At 60.3% G+C, this 17,251-nt stretch carries 15 protein-coding genes; 10 read left to right on the forward strand and 5 right to left on the reverse strand.

Annotated features, from left to right (window positions below):
- Positions 1–61: 61 nt before the first annotated feature.
- The 3 genes from AB7849_RS18640 to AB7849_RS18650 are packed head-to-tail and all read right to left on the reverse strand — an operon-like array spanning position 62 to position 6,512.
- Positions 62–2,281, reverse strand: coding sequence for a DEAD/DEAH box helicase (locus AB7849_RS18640; RefSeq protein WP_008210195.1), 2,220 nt, complete (start codon positions 2,279–2,281; stop codon positions 62–64).
- The gene (locus AB7849_RS18645) at positions 2,281–3,579 is read right to left on the reverse strand and encodes an ATP-binding protein (protein ID WP_008210193.1); all 1,299 of its coding nucleotides are present in this window, start codon (positions 3,577–3,579) and stop codon (positions 2,281–2,283) included. The genes AB7849_RS18640 and AB7849_RS18645 overlap by 1 nt, the downstream gene beginning before the upstream one ends.
- Positions 3,576–6,512, reverse strand: coding sequence for a TerB N-terminal domain-containing protein (locus AB7849_RS18650; protein WP_037099219.1), 2,937 nt, complete (start codon positions 6,510–6,512; stop codon positions 3,576–3,578). Before AB7849_RS18650 ends, AB7849_RS18645 begins: the two co-directional genes overlap by 4 nt.
- A 233-nt stretch (positions 6,513–6,745) precedes the next feature.
- Here AB7849_RS18650 and AB7849_RS18655 point away from each other — a divergent pair, with 233 nt between their 5' ends.
- The 4 genes from AB7849_RS18655 (at position 6,746) to AB7849_RS18670 (ending at position 9,624) form a co-directional block, all read left to right on the forward strand.
- On the forward strand, positions 6,746–7,135 hold the full coding sequence (locus AB7849_RS18655) for a hypothetical protein (RefSeq protein ID WP_008210189.1): 390 nt from the start codon (positions 6,746–6,748) through the stop codon (positions 7,133–7,135).
- A gap of 152 nt (positions 7,136–7,287) precedes the next feature.
- Entirely contained in the window at positions 7,288–7,767 is a 480-nt protein-coding gene (locus AB7849_RS18660) for a JAB domain-containing protein (protein WP_037099233.1), read from the forward strand.
- Between the two features lie 434 nt (positions 7,768–8,201).
- A complete protein-coding gene (locus AB7849_RS18665; protein WP_369501510.1) occupies positions 8,202–9,158 on the forward strand; it encodes a DUF932 domain-containing protein in 957 nt (318 codons plus the stop codon).
- Between the two features lie 13 nt (positions 9,159–9,171).
- On the forward strand, positions 9,172–9,624 hold the full coding sequence (locus tag AB7849_RS18670) for a hypothetical protein (protein ID WP_008210186.1): 453 nt from the start codon (positions 9,172–9,174) through the stop codon (positions 9,622–9,624).
- 117 nt (positions 9,625–9,741) lie between these two features.
- Here the strand turns inward: AB7849_RS18670 and AB7849_RS18675 are convergent, their stop codons facing one another.
- Entirely contained in the window at positions 9,742–10,026 is a 285-nt protein-coding gene (locus AB7849_RS18675; RefSeq protein ID WP_008210184.1) for a helix-turn-helix domain-containing protein, read from the reverse strand.
- A gap of 125 nt (positions 10,027–10,151) precedes the next feature.
- Between AB7849_RS18675 and AB7849_RS18680 the strand changes: the two genes are divergently transcribed.
- The 4 genes from AB7849_RS18680 to AB7849_RS18695 all read left to right on the forward strand — a co-directional run bounded on the left by AB7849_RS18680 (position 10,152) and on the right by AB7849_RS18695 (position 14,243).
- Positions 10,152–11,660, forward strand: coding sequence for a toxin-antitoxin system YwqK family antitoxin (locus AB7849_RS18680; protein WP_369501511.1), 1,509 nt, complete (start codon positions 10,152–10,154; stop codon positions 11,658–11,660).
- Between the two features lie 105 nt (positions 11,661–11,765).
- A complete protein-coding gene (locus AB7849_RS18685) occupies positions 11,766–12,248 on the forward strand; it encodes a hypothetical protein (protein WP_369501512.1) in 483 nt (160 codons plus the stop codon).
- Between the two features lie 100 nt (positions 12,249–12,348).
- Entirely contained in the window at positions 12,349–13,344 is a 996-nt protein-coding gene (locus tag AB7849_RS18690) for a YqaJ viral recombinase family protein (RefSeq protein WP_008210180.1), read from the forward strand.
- Positions 13,338–14,243 carry a recombination directionality factor gene (locus tag AB7849_RS18695; RefSeq protein WP_008210179.1) on the forward strand — a complete coding sequence of 302 codons (906 nt, stop codon included), beginning with the start codon at positions 13,338–13,340 and terminating at the stop codon, positions 14,241–14,243. Before AB7849_RS18690 ends, AB7849_RS18695 begins: the two co-directional genes overlap by 7 nt.
- Positions 14,244–14,297: 54 nt before the next feature.
- On the opposite strand, the gene AB7849_RS18700 is transcribed toward AB7849_RS18695, so the two are convergent.
- Positions 14,298–15,674 (reverse strand): DUF3987 domain-containing protein, encoded by a 1,377-nt coding sequence (locus AB7849_RS18700; RefSeq protein ID WP_008210178.1) that lies wholly within the window; start codon positions 15,672–15,674, stop codon positions 14,298–14,300.
- A 386-nt stretch (positions 15,675–16,060) separates the two neighbouring features.
- Here AB7849_RS18700 and AB7849_RS18705 point away from each other — a divergent pair, with 386 nt between their 5' ends.
- Positions 16,061–16,318 (forward strand): helix-turn-helix transcriptional regulator, encoded by a 258-nt coding sequence (locus AB7849_RS18705; RefSeq protein WP_008210177.1) that lies wholly within the window; start codon positions 16,061–16,063, stop codon positions 16,316–16,318.
- A gap of 260 nt (positions 16,319–16,578) precedes the next feature.
- Positions 16,579–17,235 (forward strand): hypothetical protein, encoded by a 657-nt coding sequence (locus AB7849_RS18710; protein WP_369501513.1) that lies wholly within the window; start codon positions 16,579–16,581, stop codon positions 17,233–17,235.
- The last annotated feature ends 16 nt before the right edge of the window (positions 17,236–17,251 follow it).

Raw genomic sequence — 17,251 nt, forward strand, 5'->3', positions numbered from 1 at the left:
ACCGGCTCGGCCGTGGTTCGGACTTTTCCTAGGGTTACAGGAGCTTGGTAGGCTGGTGAGCCTAGGTGTCGCTACTGACTTGATATGATCGCGATTTAAATGTCGCTTGAAGCCAGTCCAGTGCCTCATCAAGCTCCAAGTTGGAGCTGGCATAGCTTTGCCGCAAGAGATGTGGTGATAGCAACCCATCCCACTTTTGGTGGACGAGATTGCCTGCTTTCGTGAGCAGTTCATCCACAGGTGCAACTGGTCGCGAAGCGATGTCCGCCAGTAAGTTTTTGATCTCTTGGAGGCTATGCCCAGCACGATGGATCTCGACTCCCAACCGGCCTGTGAATGCCTGGATGCCATGTGACATCAACAGGCAAGCGATGGCCTCATTGGTCGCGTCGCCCAGCCAAGTCAACAGGATCGCTTGACTTCCGTGATCCAGCAACAAACGATCAGCCAAGGCCAGTGTGGCGAACGTCTTGCGGCCTTCCCCCAAGAAACGCTGCGCCGTAGTGTCCAAGAAAGGCAGCGCGTCTTGAGCAACATATATATCGCGCATGCGCTGTCGCACTCGGGTGTGTACACGCCCACCACTGCCGTCGAACAGCGGGGGAGTGCCGCCCTTGGCGGATGCTACATGGATCGTCTTGTGTTCTTCATCGATGGCTTCTATGAGCCAAGTACGCCCCCCAAACAGAATGCGCTGGCCGGGCGTCATTATTTGCGAAACAGGTAGCGTTCCCAATGCCTTGCCACCGGAAACAATGCGGAACTCCTCGTCGCTGGTGAATGCCGCGTAGAAGGAATAGTGATTGACGATCTTGTCGCCAACGCGGCCGTGAAGCAGCAGGCCTGCGTGATCCTGTGTCAGGATTTCCTTCTGTCCCAGGGTCCGCAGCAGTTCGGCGAAGGCGTCTTTGGATACTCGCTCGAACGGGCCGGGCGGAGTGCAAAGAAGGCGGAACGCATGAGCCGCTTGGAGGCCACCATATTGCGCTATGGAAGACAGGAGCTGCTGCACGAGCGTGGAGTAGTGCTCTCCATGGACGGCAGGCGGCTCGAACCAGTTTTCCAGTAAAAGCGAGATAGCGGCAGCAGTCTGCACCGTATCCAATCGAAGCCGCGTTTCCAGGCTGGCCCTCTCGTCCAAGGCGTCTTCGATGACATAGCCGCGCAGAATGGCGGGTTCACCCTCGCGCCGGCCAGAACGCCCCAGTCGTTGCCGGAGGCTTGCAACGGACGGCGGCGTGCCGATCTGCGCTACGCTTTTGACCGCACCGATATCGATGCCCAGCTCCAACGTGCTGGTGCATACGGCGGTGGCCGAACGCTCGCGCTGCTTCAGCGCCGCCTCGGTTTCGTAGCGAATTTCCTTCGAAAGGTTGCCGTGATGTGGCCAAAACTCCTTGGGGACTTGGGCCTGCTCACACAGCCCATTTAAAAGGTGCGTATACCGCTCAACCTCCCGACGGCTGTTCGGGAAAACAAGATTATTGGAGCCACGCAAGATTTTGAACATGTGCTGGGCGATCGCCAACGGGGCGCGCTCCGCTTCCAGCTTGCTTTTGTTGCTCGTTTCGCCCGTGGTCGGGTGTTCTTCAAATCCCTTGACCAGGATCAGCAACTGGCTCCCCGTCGATGTCGCATCGACTATTGCCACGGGGCAGCTGGAGCGCAGAAACCGGGCCGCCAAGCCCATGTCACCCAGCGTGGCGGAGAGACCAATGCGAGGCACTGTGCGGCCCAGTACGATCTCGATGCGATGCATCAGCGCCTGCAATTGCTTCCCGCGTTCGGTGCCGATGAATGCGTGAAGCTCATCGATGACGAAGAAGGTCATCCGCTTGAACAGGGCGGCAATACTGGTACCGCGGTTGCACAACGTAGCCTCCAAGGACTCCGGCGTGATCAGGAGCACGCCAGTTGGTTTTTGCATGAACTTCCGCTTGGAAGTCGAGGTGACATCGCCGTGCCATGGCCAGACGGGTATGCCTAAGTTCTCGCAGAGGCGATCTAGGCGTCCAAACTGGTCGTTGATCAGTGCTTTCAGCGGGCTGATGTAGACGATCAAGCCCTCGTCTGGCTGGCCGAGCAAATGGGTCAAGGCAGGCAGGAAAGCGGCCTCGGTTTTCCCCGAGGCTGTGCTGGCTGCCACGAGGACATCTTGGTTGCCCGGCAGGATCAGCGGAATGGCCTGTTCTTGCACGTCGCGCAGTGCACCCCAACCCTCGGCCCACAGATAGCGTTGTATCCGAGGATCCAGTTGCAGGAAGGCCTGGGACGCTGCCATCAGAGTTTGAAGGAAGCCAGCTCGTCTTCTGGATCCACAGTCACATCACTCTTGCCGCCTTCATCAGCTTCCACCCTAATCTCGCCGATCAGGCTTTTCCAATCGGTGCCAGGGTTTTGTTCCAGGATGGCTAAGAGATTGATGAAGGATGTGATCGTGGTGCGTGGCGTGCGGAAGAAGCTGTCGCCGATGCGATTGGCGCAGTGTTCCATGAAGCTCGCGATCGCTGGATCGGGAAGCAGATACCGGGTGGTGTCCCCGGCGGCGTATACATGACGGATCTTCCCAAGAAGCAGGTAGAAGTCTTCCACCGTCAAGCTCGAAAGGCTCAGCACAGGACCCGAGAAATCGACAAGCTCATTGGTCGCGAAGGTATTCTGGGCAAGCCGACTTTGGAGTGCCGAGTAGCTGTAAATCCCACGACTCGTGTGCATCAGGAACTCCGGCGTGCCACCAAGTACGAACCCGAGGCCAACAGCTGTGCCCTGCAAGGAGTCGTTGAGCATGCGCAGGATCTGTTCGTAGTTGGAGTTGCGTGCTTGTGCATTCGCAAGCTTGTAGAGATTGACCATTTCATCAAGACACACGAACAGCCCCGCGTATCCGGCCAAGCGCATGAACCTGGCCATGAGTTTTAGCTGATCGTAGATCGATGCATCGTCGACGATCGTGCGTACGCCCAGTGCAGCGCGTGCATCGGTCCGGGTCGCGAACTCCCCGCGCAACCAGCGAACTGCATCTGATTTCAGCTGTTCGTTTCCTTCATCGACGCCGCGACAGTAAGCCGCGATGACGTCGGCAAAATCGTAACCGTTGACGAGCTCGGTCAGCTGTTCCAGCTTCGACCGGATGACTTGCTCGGTGGACAGGCTCTGTGCTTTGGCTTCGGATTTGGCCGAGGCGATGAACTTCTCGACCACGCCAGACAAGGCGCCACCTTCGGGTTTGGTTCGCGTAGCTAAGTTACGCATGAGCTCGGCATATAGCGACCGTGCCTGCCCGCCGGATGCGTGTAGGCGTCGATCGGGGTTGAGGTCGGCGTTGGCCACGACGAGCTTGCGCTCCATGGCAATGGCGCGGATCAGATTGAGAAAGAAGGTCTTGCCTGCACCATATTCACCGATTATGAAGCGGAATGACGAACCACCGTCAGCAACGCGATCGATGTCCGCGACCATCGCTTCGATCTCGCGACCTCGGGCAACCTGGATCAGGTGTTGCCCGGTGCGGGGCACGACGCCGGCACGCAGGGATTGGATAACGGCGTCGCGATCCTTGGGGCGAATGGCAACATTCATGCTTCGATCTTCTCAAGTAGTTGGGTATTCACTGAAATCGGGTCCTCGCCTTCGAACAGGGGTTCGTCGAATGTCTCGAAAGCCGCCTCGTTGATCTGTTCCATCGCGCCGTCGAGCATCAGATCCAAGTCGGCAGCAGCATCCACCAGCTCGGCACGCGTCCATTCGGGCCGTGAAAGCAGCAGGCGTAGCAGAGCGGAATGATCCTGGTCCAGGCCCAGCGGCGCATTGACTTCGCCTTCGACGAGCTCCGGTTCCGGAGCGGGTGCCGCGGGCGCGGGCGTACTGTCAGTCTCCTCAGCAAAGATCTTCGACAGCAGCGCCGAGACCCGCACCGTGTCTTCTTGCAACGCCGCGATACGCCCAGCATCCAGGTGGAAGCCCTGTTTCTCGGTTTGAACAGGGGACACAGGCGTGCCACCGGAACCAGCCCTGTGGATGTCGCTGAAGACGCGCCTGGGTTCTACGTCGAGAGCCTTGTAGACCTTTTCCAGAAACTTCACTTCATCGGGCGAGACGACTCCATCGGCCTGGGCCAACGTTGCCATGAAGGCAGCGAGCGTCTCTCGCGCCTCGGTGGGCAACGGCTCCAGCTTCTTTTTCAACTTCGTCAGGTTCATTGGCGAGGTTCTCAACCATTGGAGATGCGCGTGCAGTCGGCGGCGCTCGGCAAGGGTGAGGTGCGTCCATCCTTCAATTTCCGCTCGCAGATGTGCGACCTCCCGATCATCGAAGACTCCATCGGCCTGGGCCACGGCCGAGGCCAACTGCAGCGTCAACGCGGCCGTTTGATACTCGGTACGCGAACCAACACCTGAATCCATCAACGGTTGAGCGAACAATACGATTGTGTCCTTTTCACCCGGCGCCCTGGCACCACCGAGGACATTCGGTTCCAGCCCAATCTCCGCCTCTTCAAGCGCCCGCGCCAGACCCCGTATGCGATCACGATTGACCGCTTGGTTCGCGCTGCCCAATACGTCAAGGAGTTCCTTCAGCGGCAACGATAGCCGGCCTTCGCGCATCTGTGCAGACAACGCCCGCAGCTTTGCTTGCGTGGCAGCGGGCCAGAGGGTGACGGGCAACAGCAATAGCCCTTCCAACGTTTCGGCTGCCCCCGGCTCCCTTCCGACGAGGCGGCTGTAAGAACCAAGTTCGTCCGTGCACTGGTTCGCAATCTCCATCAGCTTCCTGATAGGCGCGGTCAAGGCAGTGACGTCCGGGATATCCCCGAACGACATCGTGACATTCGCGCCGCGTAGCCCTGCTGAGGCGGCCTGATACACGAACTTGAGCTTGGTGCGGTTTTTTGGAAGCACCAGCCCCGGGCCGAGAACTTCGTGATAGCGCTGAGCGAACAGACGCTCGAACTCATTGGGACAACGAGTGGCTGCGGTGCGCAGGTGGCATTCCGGACTCAATCGGAGCCAAGCCAGCGCAATATGCACGGGAAGCGGAGCGTGATCGACGGCAGCTTGGCCGAGGGCCAGTCGAAGATATGGCGGCAGGTCATAGGTTTTCGGGAAATCAGGGATGGGCTGCTTGTATAGCTGGCTGGACTTTCCATCCAGCTCAATCCAACCCAGAAGCTCACCAACGTAGCGGTTGAACGACCCCGACTTTTCACCATAGATCGCAAGCAGTCGCCGTAGCTCAATGATAATGGCTGGCCAGTCATTTCGCGCTGTGGGGTCGTCGCGCGAGTCCGCGATGATGCGACGTTCGAGTCCGTAGAAGAACAAAAATACGTATCCGATGTCGCAGTCGGGATGTGAACGACCTTCCGACAGCCAGTTCAGGTAAGCGCGCCGTTCCTCTGGGGATGCCTCAGCGTAGCTGGGCCAATAGCCCATCTGTCGTGCGCGGTAGTTGCCTACGCGCGCCACATTGTATTGGCCGCTTATCAAGCAAGGGTCAGTGCTGCCATTGAGTGCTTTCAGCCTCCCACCGACATAGAGCATCCCGCCTGGCAAGTTCACCCCGGCGACTTCGATGCTTTCACCAGGGGGTATCCAGCGCCCCTCGCCGAAGCCGGCGGGCGCAGCGGGTAGAGCGTGGGTCAAGGGAGGTTTCGTAATCCCTGTTGCTGAGTACATGCGTTCCGGTTCAGGTGAACCTTGGAGCACACGTGTGAAGTCCTTCGGGGTGCGCTCGGGGTTGAGCGTGGGCGCCTCCGCCGTGCTGGCGGAAGATGGCGGGGCTGGCGGCGAATGGGGTGTGCTTGCCCGTTCGCTCACTCGGGGTGGGGCCGGTGGCTGCAACGTGATGGGAGGGGCCGCAGGTTCAACTGGCGCGCTTATCTCATTCGTTCGTGGCGGAATCGGAGGAAACCTGTCGCGCAGGGCTTGCGCACGCTCATGGATCGCATCGATCGCGGTTTGGCGCATCGCGTTCCACTCAGCCGACTGATCGGGAAGCTTGGTCGTCTGCGAACGGGAAGGCGTGTCTGCTGGGGGAGTACTGTTCTGTGGCGTGCGCGGTGGAGGCGATGTCGGTGGGGTGGGATACGCTGGCGCGCTTATCTGCTCATTCGTTCGCGGCGGAATCGGAGGAAACCTGTCGCGCAGGACTTGCGCACGCTCGCGATTCGCGTCGATCGTGGCTTGGCGCGTTGTGTTCCATGCGGGTGACTGACCAGGATGCTTTACCGGCGGGCGTTCAGGGGGTATGCGATGCATACCAGAGGGACGGGGCTCGGGCCGATGAAGAGATTGTTGAGGCTCGCTCTTGGCGATCAGCTCGGCCAGGGTAGGTTCGTTCCGGTAGGCGTCGCGCTTCTCTTTTTGGCTCAAATACTTGATGACCAAATAAGCGGTAAAGGCAATCGCGCCGATCACCCCAAGCCCAATCCAGATCTCCTTGGGCCCCATGATGACTAGCACCAGCATTCCGAAGGCCAGCCATACACAGGCTCCGACCGAACGTTTCCCCATCAGAACTTACCCCCGGTTGTTCCTAGGTCCAGCGCCTAGCCCCTACTGGAAGCATACGCCCGGGCGCTGCAACCGTGGTTCGTAGCCGTGATTCTCAATGTCCGGCAATGGCTGGATACGAATAGCTCCATTCCAACGACTTTCAAGTCTATATCACCTCCTTTGAGCTGAGGCATACCTTGCTCCATCCGCGCGAGTGGTCGCGCAGGTGCCTTTTTCTTGGGAGCGTCGTGATGAGTGAACCTTTGTCCTCGGAACCTGCGGGCGAGGAGATCGATCCCCCGCAGGTACTGCTTTGCCCACGCTGCCAGTCCGACCGTATCGAAACCCGCAGTTACGGCAAGAAGATCGGTGGCGCTGTGGGGGCTGCAGCCGGTGTCGGTAGCGGCATTGCCCTTGTCCTTTCCGGTGCCGACATCGGTGCCGTGCTCGGCTCGGTTGCCGGTCCTGCGGGCATCGTGGCGGGTGGCCTTGCCGGAAGTGTGCTGGCCGTACTGATGAGCGGTTCGGCGGGGTGTGCTGCGGGGGCGGCCTTCGGCGACGTGATCGACGGAAACGTGCTGGACAAGCACCGCTGTGTCGAATGTGGCCATGCCTTCAGCCAGCCGTACGTGAACACCTGAAGTTTCTCTCCTTCCTCTTAACGGTGCGAATCTCGGCTACCGTACCGTTGGGATAGCTTCGGTTTCCCACCCATTCCATTTCCCACGCTCAGCCCTAGGCCCGGCACATGCCGGGCCTAGGGCTTTCTGGCGTCCTCGCCAAGGAGTTCATGATGCCTACACCACGATCGACTCCGCTCAAGAGGTCGAGCGGTTCCACGAACGATCAGGCGATCCTTGCCGCTGCTGAAGACATACTTCGCGTCCGGCTGCAGCGGCTCGGTGCCATTCGTAATCCAGCCGATGCCTTCGATTTTTTGCGCATGCGACTGGGCGGCCTGCTCCATGAGGAGTTTCATGCCCTATGGCTCGACAAACGGCACCGCATCCTGGATTGCCAGCGACTGTTCACCGGCACGATCGACGGTGCCAACATCTACCCCCGAGAAGTGGTCCGGGCAGCCTTGAGCCACAACGCAAGCGCCGTGATCCTGGCCCATAACCATCCCAGCGGGGTCGCAGAACCCAGCGCGTCCGACCGGGCCATCACCCGGGAACTGAAAGAGGCCTTGGATCTGGTGGAGGTGCGGGTGCTCGATCACGTCGTGGTCGGGGAAACCTGCATCAGCCTGGCCAGTCGCGGTCTCGTTTGATTTTCCAGCCACGACTGGAGCGAGGGGCCGTTTTAGCGGCTCGCCGCGCCGTAGGCGAGGCACCCGTCACGAAGCGGCAGGGAATCCAGACGAATGGCCCCGTGTTCGACTACTGATATGCACGATCGGCGCGAAAGGCTTGTCGATCGGAAAATCCTTGAGCCCTACATTACCCGCGTGAGACGGGAGGTTCCGTCTTGCGTCTGGATGTTTCCGCCCTGAAGCATCCCTTGGGATGGACTCGCATGATCCCTGAGAAGCATGACGTCATGACCTGCGTCCTCATTGTGACGGCAACCCTGCTGTTGGGCTTCATCCGCTGCAGCGGTTGCCTCACGAAGCCTGACTGATCCATCCACCCCTGCGACAGACACCGAAGGCCCGGCATCCCCGGGCCTTCGGCGTTTATGCCGCCTCATCAAGAGGAAATCCACATGCACTTGGTCGAAACGATGGCCTATGCCGGCGAAACGCCGTGGCATGGCCTAGGCAAGAAGCTATCACCACACCAACCCATCGGGGTCTGGAAGGCCAACGCGGGCATGGATTGGCAGATCGAGGCCTCCGACGTCCGCTACATCACCGGCAACACCAACCTTGGCGTCATCAATACCTTCGCTGAGCAGAAGGTGCTCTACCGCTCCGACACCAAGGCGCCGCTGGCCGTGGTCTCCAAGCGTTTCCAGGTCGTCCAGCCGGGCGAGATCCTGGAGTTCTACCGTGACCTCACCGAAATCGGTGGCTTCGAACTGGAAACGGCCGGCGTGCTCCGCGAGGGCCGCAAGTTCTGGGCGCTGGCGCGCACCGGGCAGGGCGTCAATCTCAAAGGCCGCGACCGGGTGGAAGGTTACCTGCTGCTGGCCACGGCCTGCGATGGCACGCTGGCCACCACGGCGCAGTTCACCAGTGTCCGTGTCGTATGCAACAACACCCTGCAGATTGCCCTGGGCAACGCCAGTGGAGCCATCAAGGTACCGCACCGCAGCGCCTTCGATCCGGAGGCGGTGAAGCGCCAGCTCGGCATCACGGTGGCGTCCTGGGACGGCTTCGTGGCGCGCATGAAGGCGCTGGTGGATCGCCCGATCGATCCGGATTCGGTGGAAGGACTGCTGCGCCGTGTGCTGACTTACGCCGGGCAGGACGGCAAGGTGCCGGTGGTCAACGAGCAGGCCGTGGCCAACGTGCGGGCCTTGTACGAGGGCGGCGGGCGCGGTGCCTTGATGGCTTCCAGTCGCGGCACGGCCTGGGGGCTCTTGAACGGCATCACCGAGTTCGTGGACTTCCATCGCCGGGCACGCAGCGACGATCACCGCCGCGATGCCGCCTGGTTCGGGCAAGGTGCCCAGATCAAGCAGCGGGCATGGGACGAAGTGATGAAGCTGGTCGCCTGAAGGGAGGTACACCATGGGACTGGATATGTACTTGGAGGCGAAGCTCCACCTGCCGCCCTATAACAAGGCACTTGACCCCGTTCGTCAGGCCATCGGCAAGGCCATTGGCTACACGCCGCCCACGGAGAAGCCCGACAACGATACGACCCTGATGGAGATCACGAGCGTGACCGTGCGGGTGGGTTACTGGCAGAAGTTCGCCCCCCTGCATCGGTGGTTCGTGAACCACGTGCAGGAAGGCCACGACGACTGCCGGCCCGCTTACGTGTCACCGGAGACCTTGGCCGCACTGGAAGAACAGCTCGGCGAGGTGAACGACGATCCGGCGAGTGCCGGCGAGCACTTCATCAGCGAGGACGATGAGCCGATGACGGAAGGTGACATCGACACCACCCTGCGCATCGTGGGGCAGGCCGGGAAGTTGCAGGAACGGGGTTGGGATATCTACTACCGGGCCAGTGGGTAGCGGGTACGCCACGCCACGCGCGCCAAGGATGGCAATGCCTGTGGAGCCCCGGCCTCACGGCTTGCGGGTGGCATCCAGGCTCGGTCAGCCGATGGCGATGAATCGCGCCCCATGCGCTCAGTCGTCCCACTTGGCTTCGAGGGTCGCGACGAAGGCCGACAGGGTGGTGCCGCACGCGTTGCACCAGTCGCGGAGTTGCAGCGCATCGAGCCGGATGGCTCCCCGTTCCGCCATGGAGACGTAGGACTGGGAGCGACGGAGCTTCTTGCCCAGTTCCACCTGCAACAGGTCTGCTTCCTCGCGCAGTGCCCGCAGCCCATCGAGGACGGCGGTGTATTCGGGGCGATGAAGGCTTTTCGGGGCGGGCAGCGCCTTGGGTCGCTGTTTCTTGGGCTTGGGCATCGATCCGCCTCGGTTGGACGGGGCGAACCTAAAACGCAAGTTCTTATATGCCGACATTTGATATCAGTAGATTTGATATTCTTGAAGTCGGACCACGTGCCGGACCTTTGGCCCGGCGGGCATCCATGACCGTCGATCATCTCCGCCGCGTCGCAGCGCCGGGGGATCGTTCACCGAACATCACGAGGGGGATTTCAATGAAGCCTGTGTACTGTGTCGCCGCGCTCATGACTGTGGCGCTGTTGAGTGGCTGCGGGGCATCTCGCATCAACGCCAGCCAGTTGGACTACGACAACGGCGTCGCCTACAAGCACGGCAGTACCGAGCCCTTCACGGGCATCGTTCATTTTGATGAACCACCGACCGTGGCTGAGCAAGTGGTGCTCACGCTTCACGACCCGGCACCGCTCTACGCGAACATGGTCCGCGTGCCGATGGACAACTGCGATGTCGCCTTCCAGAAAGGTGTCATCGAAGGCCACGTCGCGTGCTTCCGGCGCGATGGGGGCAAGGCCTTGTCGTTTGACCTTCATCACGATCGCCTCGATGGCGAGGCCGTCGAATACGACAAGGATGGCGGCAAGGCCTTCGACTTCCACTGGAGCGACGGAGCGCTGCAGGGTGACCAGGCCGTCTATTCCCACGACGGAAAGCATGTTGTCCACGAATGGCACGTGGACAACGGCCACAAACGTGGCAAGGAGGTGCGTCGTTACAGCAATGGGGATGAGCTGGCCGAAGGCACGTGGAGCGACGAGGGCAAGTTCACCGGCACGCTGTTCGTGCCGGACGATGCGGCGATCTATACGTTCAAGGACGGCGTCAAGGACGGCGACTTCAAGCAACTGGACACCCAGGATCCGAGCCTGAAGCGGGTCGCGGTGGAAGGCAGCTACCGCAACGGCCAGAAGGATGGCATGTGGACGTTCCACGGGAAGGAGGCCATGGGCCACGCCGGGCATCAGTTTGCCTCGACCCCCCACAGCCCGGGCCTTATCGATCTGATGGCCGTTCCGCAGGGAGACAGTGCCACGGTGACCTGGAAGGACGGGGTGCTGTCCGGGCCAGTGAAGATTCTCGACAAGGACCAGCACGTCCTCCTGGCCTTCGCCATGGCGAATGGCGAGGTCATGGCGCCCATCGTGCGGACGGATCCGGCCTCCGGGCAAAGCTTCACGCTTTCGGGCGACGCGGCCATTCGCGTCATCAATGCGGCGGACGTGCGTGGTTCGTCCATGCCGGATCCGTCGTGCCTGGGGCCGATGCTGAGGCAGCAGACGCCGGGGGGAGTGACGTACGTTTTTAACGACTATTGCAACGTCAGTTACTCCCGCATCCATCTCAGCGATCTGCGGTCAGCAACGATCCATCACCTTCTTGATCCCGTGAAATTCCCGGACGCGCCATCGGACGAGGTCCTTTCGAGGGCCGAAGTGGATGCACAGGCGGCTTCGACCCCCGGCCATGCCAACCCATTGCAAACGCCTCCGCCAGTGACGGGACTGAACTTCTGCGTGGATGACTGGCTGAGGTCTTCCTACAAGGGAGGGGATGTCATCGCCACGCCGGACCAGATCGACGCATGGAAGCAGGCATGCGACCAGGGCAAGCATCCGTCCAATCAAGGCGGGTGATGGATGGGCCCGCTGATACTGATCATCGTCAACGCCGGTATTTCGTGGTGGAACGCCCGGAATGCTGGCCGAATGTGGCTGGAGGCCCAGTCGCTGGGCGGCTGGGTGTGGCTGCTGGCATGGTGTGCGGCCATCCAGGCGGCGGCGGGATTCACGTCGATCACGGCCTTCCTGCTGGTCTCGCTGGCAAGTTCCATCGGCCTGCTTCCGGAGCAAAGCGAGGCTGCCGCCTCCGGGCTCGTGTATTTGTTGACCGTCATTCCGATCATCGGCACGGGGCTGCTCATCACCCTGTCGAGCTGGCGAATCGCCTTTCGTGAGAAGTCGTTGGCCAGCATGGGCGTGGCCGCCTACAACAGCCTGGCCATGGCCTACAACGTGGCGTCGGCGGTCAAGGATATCCCTGGCGTCTGGGATGGCCTGCAGAAGTTCTACAAGAAGAACCGCAACAACAAGGGAAACGGCAATGCCATCATCGCCGTTGTCGTGATCGCGGTGGCGGCACTCGCCATCGGATGTCTGCTTACCCGTTGGATCATCTGCACCAACATGGGCAAGGAAGCCCTGCCAGCACGAGAAGCAGCCTGACGCCACCCCCACGCCCGCGCCGCTGCCTGCAGCAGCATCGCGTACTACCTCTTCCAGCCCGGCCTCGTGCCGGGCTTTTTATTTCCCGGGAGCGATCCTCATGAAAAAGCAGCAAGCCTTGCGCCTGGTGGACACCAAGCGCCTCGATCGCCAGCAATGGCTGGATGTCCGGCAAGGGGGCATTGGCAGTTCCGATGCCGCCGCCGCCGTGGGCCTGTGCCCGTACAAGAGCCAGTTGGAACTCTGGATGGAGAAGACTGGCCGGACGCCACCGGCGGAGGAACCACCCGGCCAGGACGATCCCCGTTACTGGGGCACCTTGCTGGAGCCGATGGTTGCCACGGCCTACCAGGAGCGCACCGGGTACAAGGTGCGCAAGCTCAACGCCGTGCTCCAGCATCCGGTATTCCCCCACATGCTGGCGAACATCGACCGGGAAATCGTCGGTGTGCCCGGCGTCCAGGTGCTGGAGTGCAAGACCACGGGCGAGTTCGGTGCGCGGCTGTGGAAGGACGGCGTGCCCGAGTATGTCCAGTTGCAGGTTCAGCACCAACTGGCGGTCACCGGCAAATCAGCGGCGGACGTAGCGGTGCTGCTCTGCGGCCAGCAACTGGAGATCCACCGCATCGAGCGGGACGACGAGGTGATCAGCCGCCTGGTCGTACTGGAAGCCCGCTTCTGGGACTACGTTGAAAAGGACATCGAGCCGCCGGCGGACGGCAGCGCTTCGGCCGCCAAGGCCCTACGGCAGCTCTACCGGGGCAACGACACCCGCGTGGACTTCACGGACGACGACGACCTTGGACGTGCCTTCGATGCGCTGGCGACGCTCAGGGAAGAACTGGAAGTGATGGAGGACGAGGCCGAATCGCTCAAGCAGGTGATCCAGCAGGCGATGGGTGACGCCAGCAAGGCAGTCTTCGCCCACGGCGAGGTGACCTTCAGGCGGGCCAAGGACAGCACCACGCTCGATATCCAGCGACTAAGGGCCGAGTGTCCGGATGTCGTGGCCATGTATGCCCTGACGCGCCCCGGCGCACGCCGGTTCGTGTTGTCGCGGATTTCCGACAACGATGCGAGGACAACGACATGCTGAAAGGCTTGATGATCACGCCGCCCGTGATCGGGCGGATTTCCATTGGCCGGGTGGTCGAGCGCAATGGCAAGCGCCTGCCCGAGAAGGACGACCAGTTCACCCTGACCAGCCAGGTACAGGGGCGCGATGGTTGGCTGTTGCATCCCTTGGACGAGAAGCTGCGCAAGGAAGCGGAAGGCCACAAGTTACGCTCGATCCCGGTGCGGCTGCTGTTCAACGATTCCAGCCTCAACCTGCGGGCAGACTACTCATTGTTCGATCGTGCCACGGGACGACCGGTGTGCGTGGGCAACGGCGAGACCTGCCGGCGCACGGGCAAGGAGGGTGTGGCCAGTCTGCCGTGTCCGGGGCCGGATGCCTGTACGTTCGCCAAGGAAGCCTGCAAGGCCTATGCCCGTCTCAACGTGGTGATCGGCGAGGGCGAGGACGATGCGCTAGGCAGCTTCGTGCTTCGCACCACGTCGTACAACACCATCCGCACACTCGCGGCTCGGCTGGCGTATTTCAGTGCGGTGTCGGGCGGATTGCTTGCCTGCCTACCGCTGGAACTGAAGCTACGAGGCAAGTCCACCACGATGAGCTACGGCACGCCGATCTACTACGTGGATCTCGTGGTGCGGACCGGTCTGACGCTGGAGCAGGCCATCACGCAGGCCAAGGAGCTGAACGAGCGGCGGCGGGCGAGTGGATTTGACCAAGCCGCCCTGGACGGGGCGGCACAGGATGGCTTCGCGAACGGGGTGTTCGAAGAACTGGAAGAGGACGTACTGGTGGTGGTCGAGGAATTCTATTCGTCAACAGAACCCGGCGAAGCTTCCAATGGCCACCGCGGCGGTGCGGTGAATGGCAATCTGCGTGAGCGGCTGGCAGCCAAGGTTGCGCGCATCGACGAGGCATAGGGATGGGGCGAGGCACTTCGGTGCCTCGCCCTACTGGGTGCCTTGTTTTTTGCTTTAGAGGTGGGTCAGTGTCAAGGGAGGCTGTATGGATCCGTAGGGCATGCTGATGGGCTGCGGTGCGAGAAAGAAAACTGTGGCGTTTTCATCACCACCTTCAACGCCGACGAAGTGGGCCGTGATCAACCAGCCCAGCGTCCTGCAGAAGCGCATCAAGCTGAACCCGGTCAGCAGCGCGACATCTCGTTGGGGGACCTTTCCGCTTGGGTGGTGACGACTGAGCGTGGCGATGCACTCCAGCGTGAATTGCATGTCGGCATTCAGCCTTTGCCGATGCGCGGACGGCTTCGGTGGCTTTATCGGCTGCACCTTCAACGGTTTCGGCGGTGGTTGCAACGCATGGACGAAAACATTGCGGAACTGGGTGAGCGACCAGGCCACGAATGCCCAGGCGCGCTCGATCATCTCGCTGGAGATGGGCCCCTCACCCTCGCATACGACATGGAATACGCTCGCCAGACGCAAGGTATTTTCAGCAGCACGGCCGGCAGCGTCTTGGATGTCGTGGAATTCGCCATGCATTTGTCCCTTGATCCAATGACTGATGTCTCGCAGTCGGGCATTGGCATGTGTATCCATCACCAACACCTTGCGCGCAGGTTCATCGGTCCTCTGTCGTGTGTTTGCATTAGGCAACAGTGCTTTCAGGCGTTCCATCAACGGAAAATAGCTTGCCATTGGGTTAGTGCCGGGGAGCCAAGGTGTCACAGGAAAGCGCTGCGGATCGAAGCAGAAGACTAGGAAGCGCGACCACAAGCCAAGGTGTCGGCTTTCGCTCTTGTCTCGTTTTAGGTAGGGGTAGAACAGCTTAGGTTGGATTCGCAACCCGATGCTCAAGCAAGGTTCAATGGCCTCCTTGTTGCCGTGATGCCGACCGATTTTCAAGCTTGGTGGGCCGCTCCACAGCTGTGGCAACTTGCTGATGACTTCGCGCTTCATCAAGGGGCCGCCCAAGAATGAATAGCCATCCTCAAGCTGGATCGATGCACTCTTTCCGTAGCCCGCCAGCTCAGACATCAAGGCGCTCAAGGAGACGTCTTGCAGCAGCAGGTCGTCAATGCTCCCAACCTCAGAGGATTGCTTCGAATCGTCAGCCTCCAGGGTTTCAGGGAATTGGAAGAGCATCCGGTACGACTCCCCCTTGCCGGTGACTGTCGGGGCGAGAGAAAGCGTGTCCAGCGTGGTGGGTATGACGCCTCCGTTAGTGCCCCTGACCTTGTAGAGGCGCTGAACGAACGTATTACTGACGGCAAATGCATCCGCGACCACCACCTCGGGCGGGGCATCGGCACGCTGACTGATGTCGTCGACTGCATCACGAAAAAGGGGAGGGAGCTTCTCGATGGGACAGAGCAGGGGGTGTTGGAAATACACAGGGTTGGCTCCGGCGTTTGAGGAAGCCGTCTTATAGAACCCGAAGTTGAGCTGTTGCCAACATTCCCGGGATAGTTTGGAACTTTCCCGATCTGCCGGAGGGCAGGTACATCCGTGTGCTTATACACACCGTCTGATCGCGTGGACGCTACTGGACTGTGTCGAGTTACCCCGTAGCGTTTCGCAGGGTTCGGTGCCGAGCAATACGGTGGCGAGGTGATGCCGCCCAAGATTTCCTGGCTCTTGCCCAATGGGGTTGTTCGATGATGGGCAGCGTGAACGGGGGCGGAAAGTTGAAACTTTCCCGGCAAAGAATGCAGGCAGCGAGCGAGGCTGTCAGAGTGCGCCTCCTTGCCGCGTGACCGCGGTGCGACGAAGCGATTGTCATGTACAAACAACCCAACGTTGCTGCCTGTCACATTCAGGCGCCTTACCAGATCTACCGCATCCGTGAGGTGATCGAGATCACCGGCTTGGGGCGTTCAACGATCTATGCGTACATCGCCAAAGGCAAGTTCCCCAAGCAGCGCAAGCTGGGTGCTCGTGCTGTTGGATGGCGCTCGTACGAGATCTTCCAGTGGCTGGCCGAGCGTGAAGTGGCCGCCCGAACAGTGCAGTTTTTTGCGCCATCTCGACATGGCTGATTGAATATCGGAGACATGCAATGGCACCGGCATTTGCGAGGCCAACATGGGGTTGCGCTGTTCAATGAAAGAATATATTGGATGGATTTTTGATTAATTAATTCCGGTTATTTATCCAATTATTGTATTATTGTTACTAATCGTTATTGTTAAATCATTGATACAATGCAATAAGTTATAAGTTAATCAAAGTAATTAAATATCTAGCGGGTGGATGAGTATGTCTTGGCGCGGAATAATATTATTGGAAAGGGTGAATTATGAGCGATCTGCTGTCACAAATACGTCTTGCTGTTGATGCTGCTGCTGGTGGTTACCTTGGTAAAACCATTTCCGACATCATCCAATGTGAAAAATCACGTAATTCTGTTGCTGAAAAGTACCCGCGCGTTCGTGTTGAGGGCGGAGAGGCATTTGCGTGCGATGCCGATGACCGTCATTTGTTGAACTACATGCCACAGCTGGAACGGCTGTACGTCAGCATTCTGACGAACGATGACCCGCCCGTCATAGCGACATCTGCATGGCGTACCAAGAAGCCTGGCTTCAAGCTGTCCAAGCTTGGGGAGCGCATATTCCTGGCATGCCGATACTTTTCGCACCGGGAAGGAGAGGGGCGCGACTGGAAAAGTGCTTATGCACATCACGAGTTTCATCCTGTTATCTCAGTGCTGTTTCGCTCCGTGATGCGGTGGTGGGCGACCATAGGCCGCTGGGGGGACACCTCCCGTGTGTTGATCGAGGGTGAGCCGGATACGGTGGCTGTGGAGGGTCTCTGCAGCTTTGTGGAGTTCGTGCGAAGCACCTGCCGATCGCAGGCTTTCAAGAATCTCCTGTACGACCATGAGCGCAAAGCCGGCTCTCTCGCGTCTGGTGTGGTTGACACGACGGCGATCTTGCCTCGGATGCGGTGCTGAGTGCACGCTTGGCGGA

This window comes from Rhodanobacter sp. FW021-MT20 (assembly GCF_041107475.1).
Lineage (GTDB): Bacteria > Pseudomonadota > Gammaproteobacteria > Xanthomonadales > Rhodanobacteraceae > Rhodanobacter_A > Rhodanobacter_A glycinis.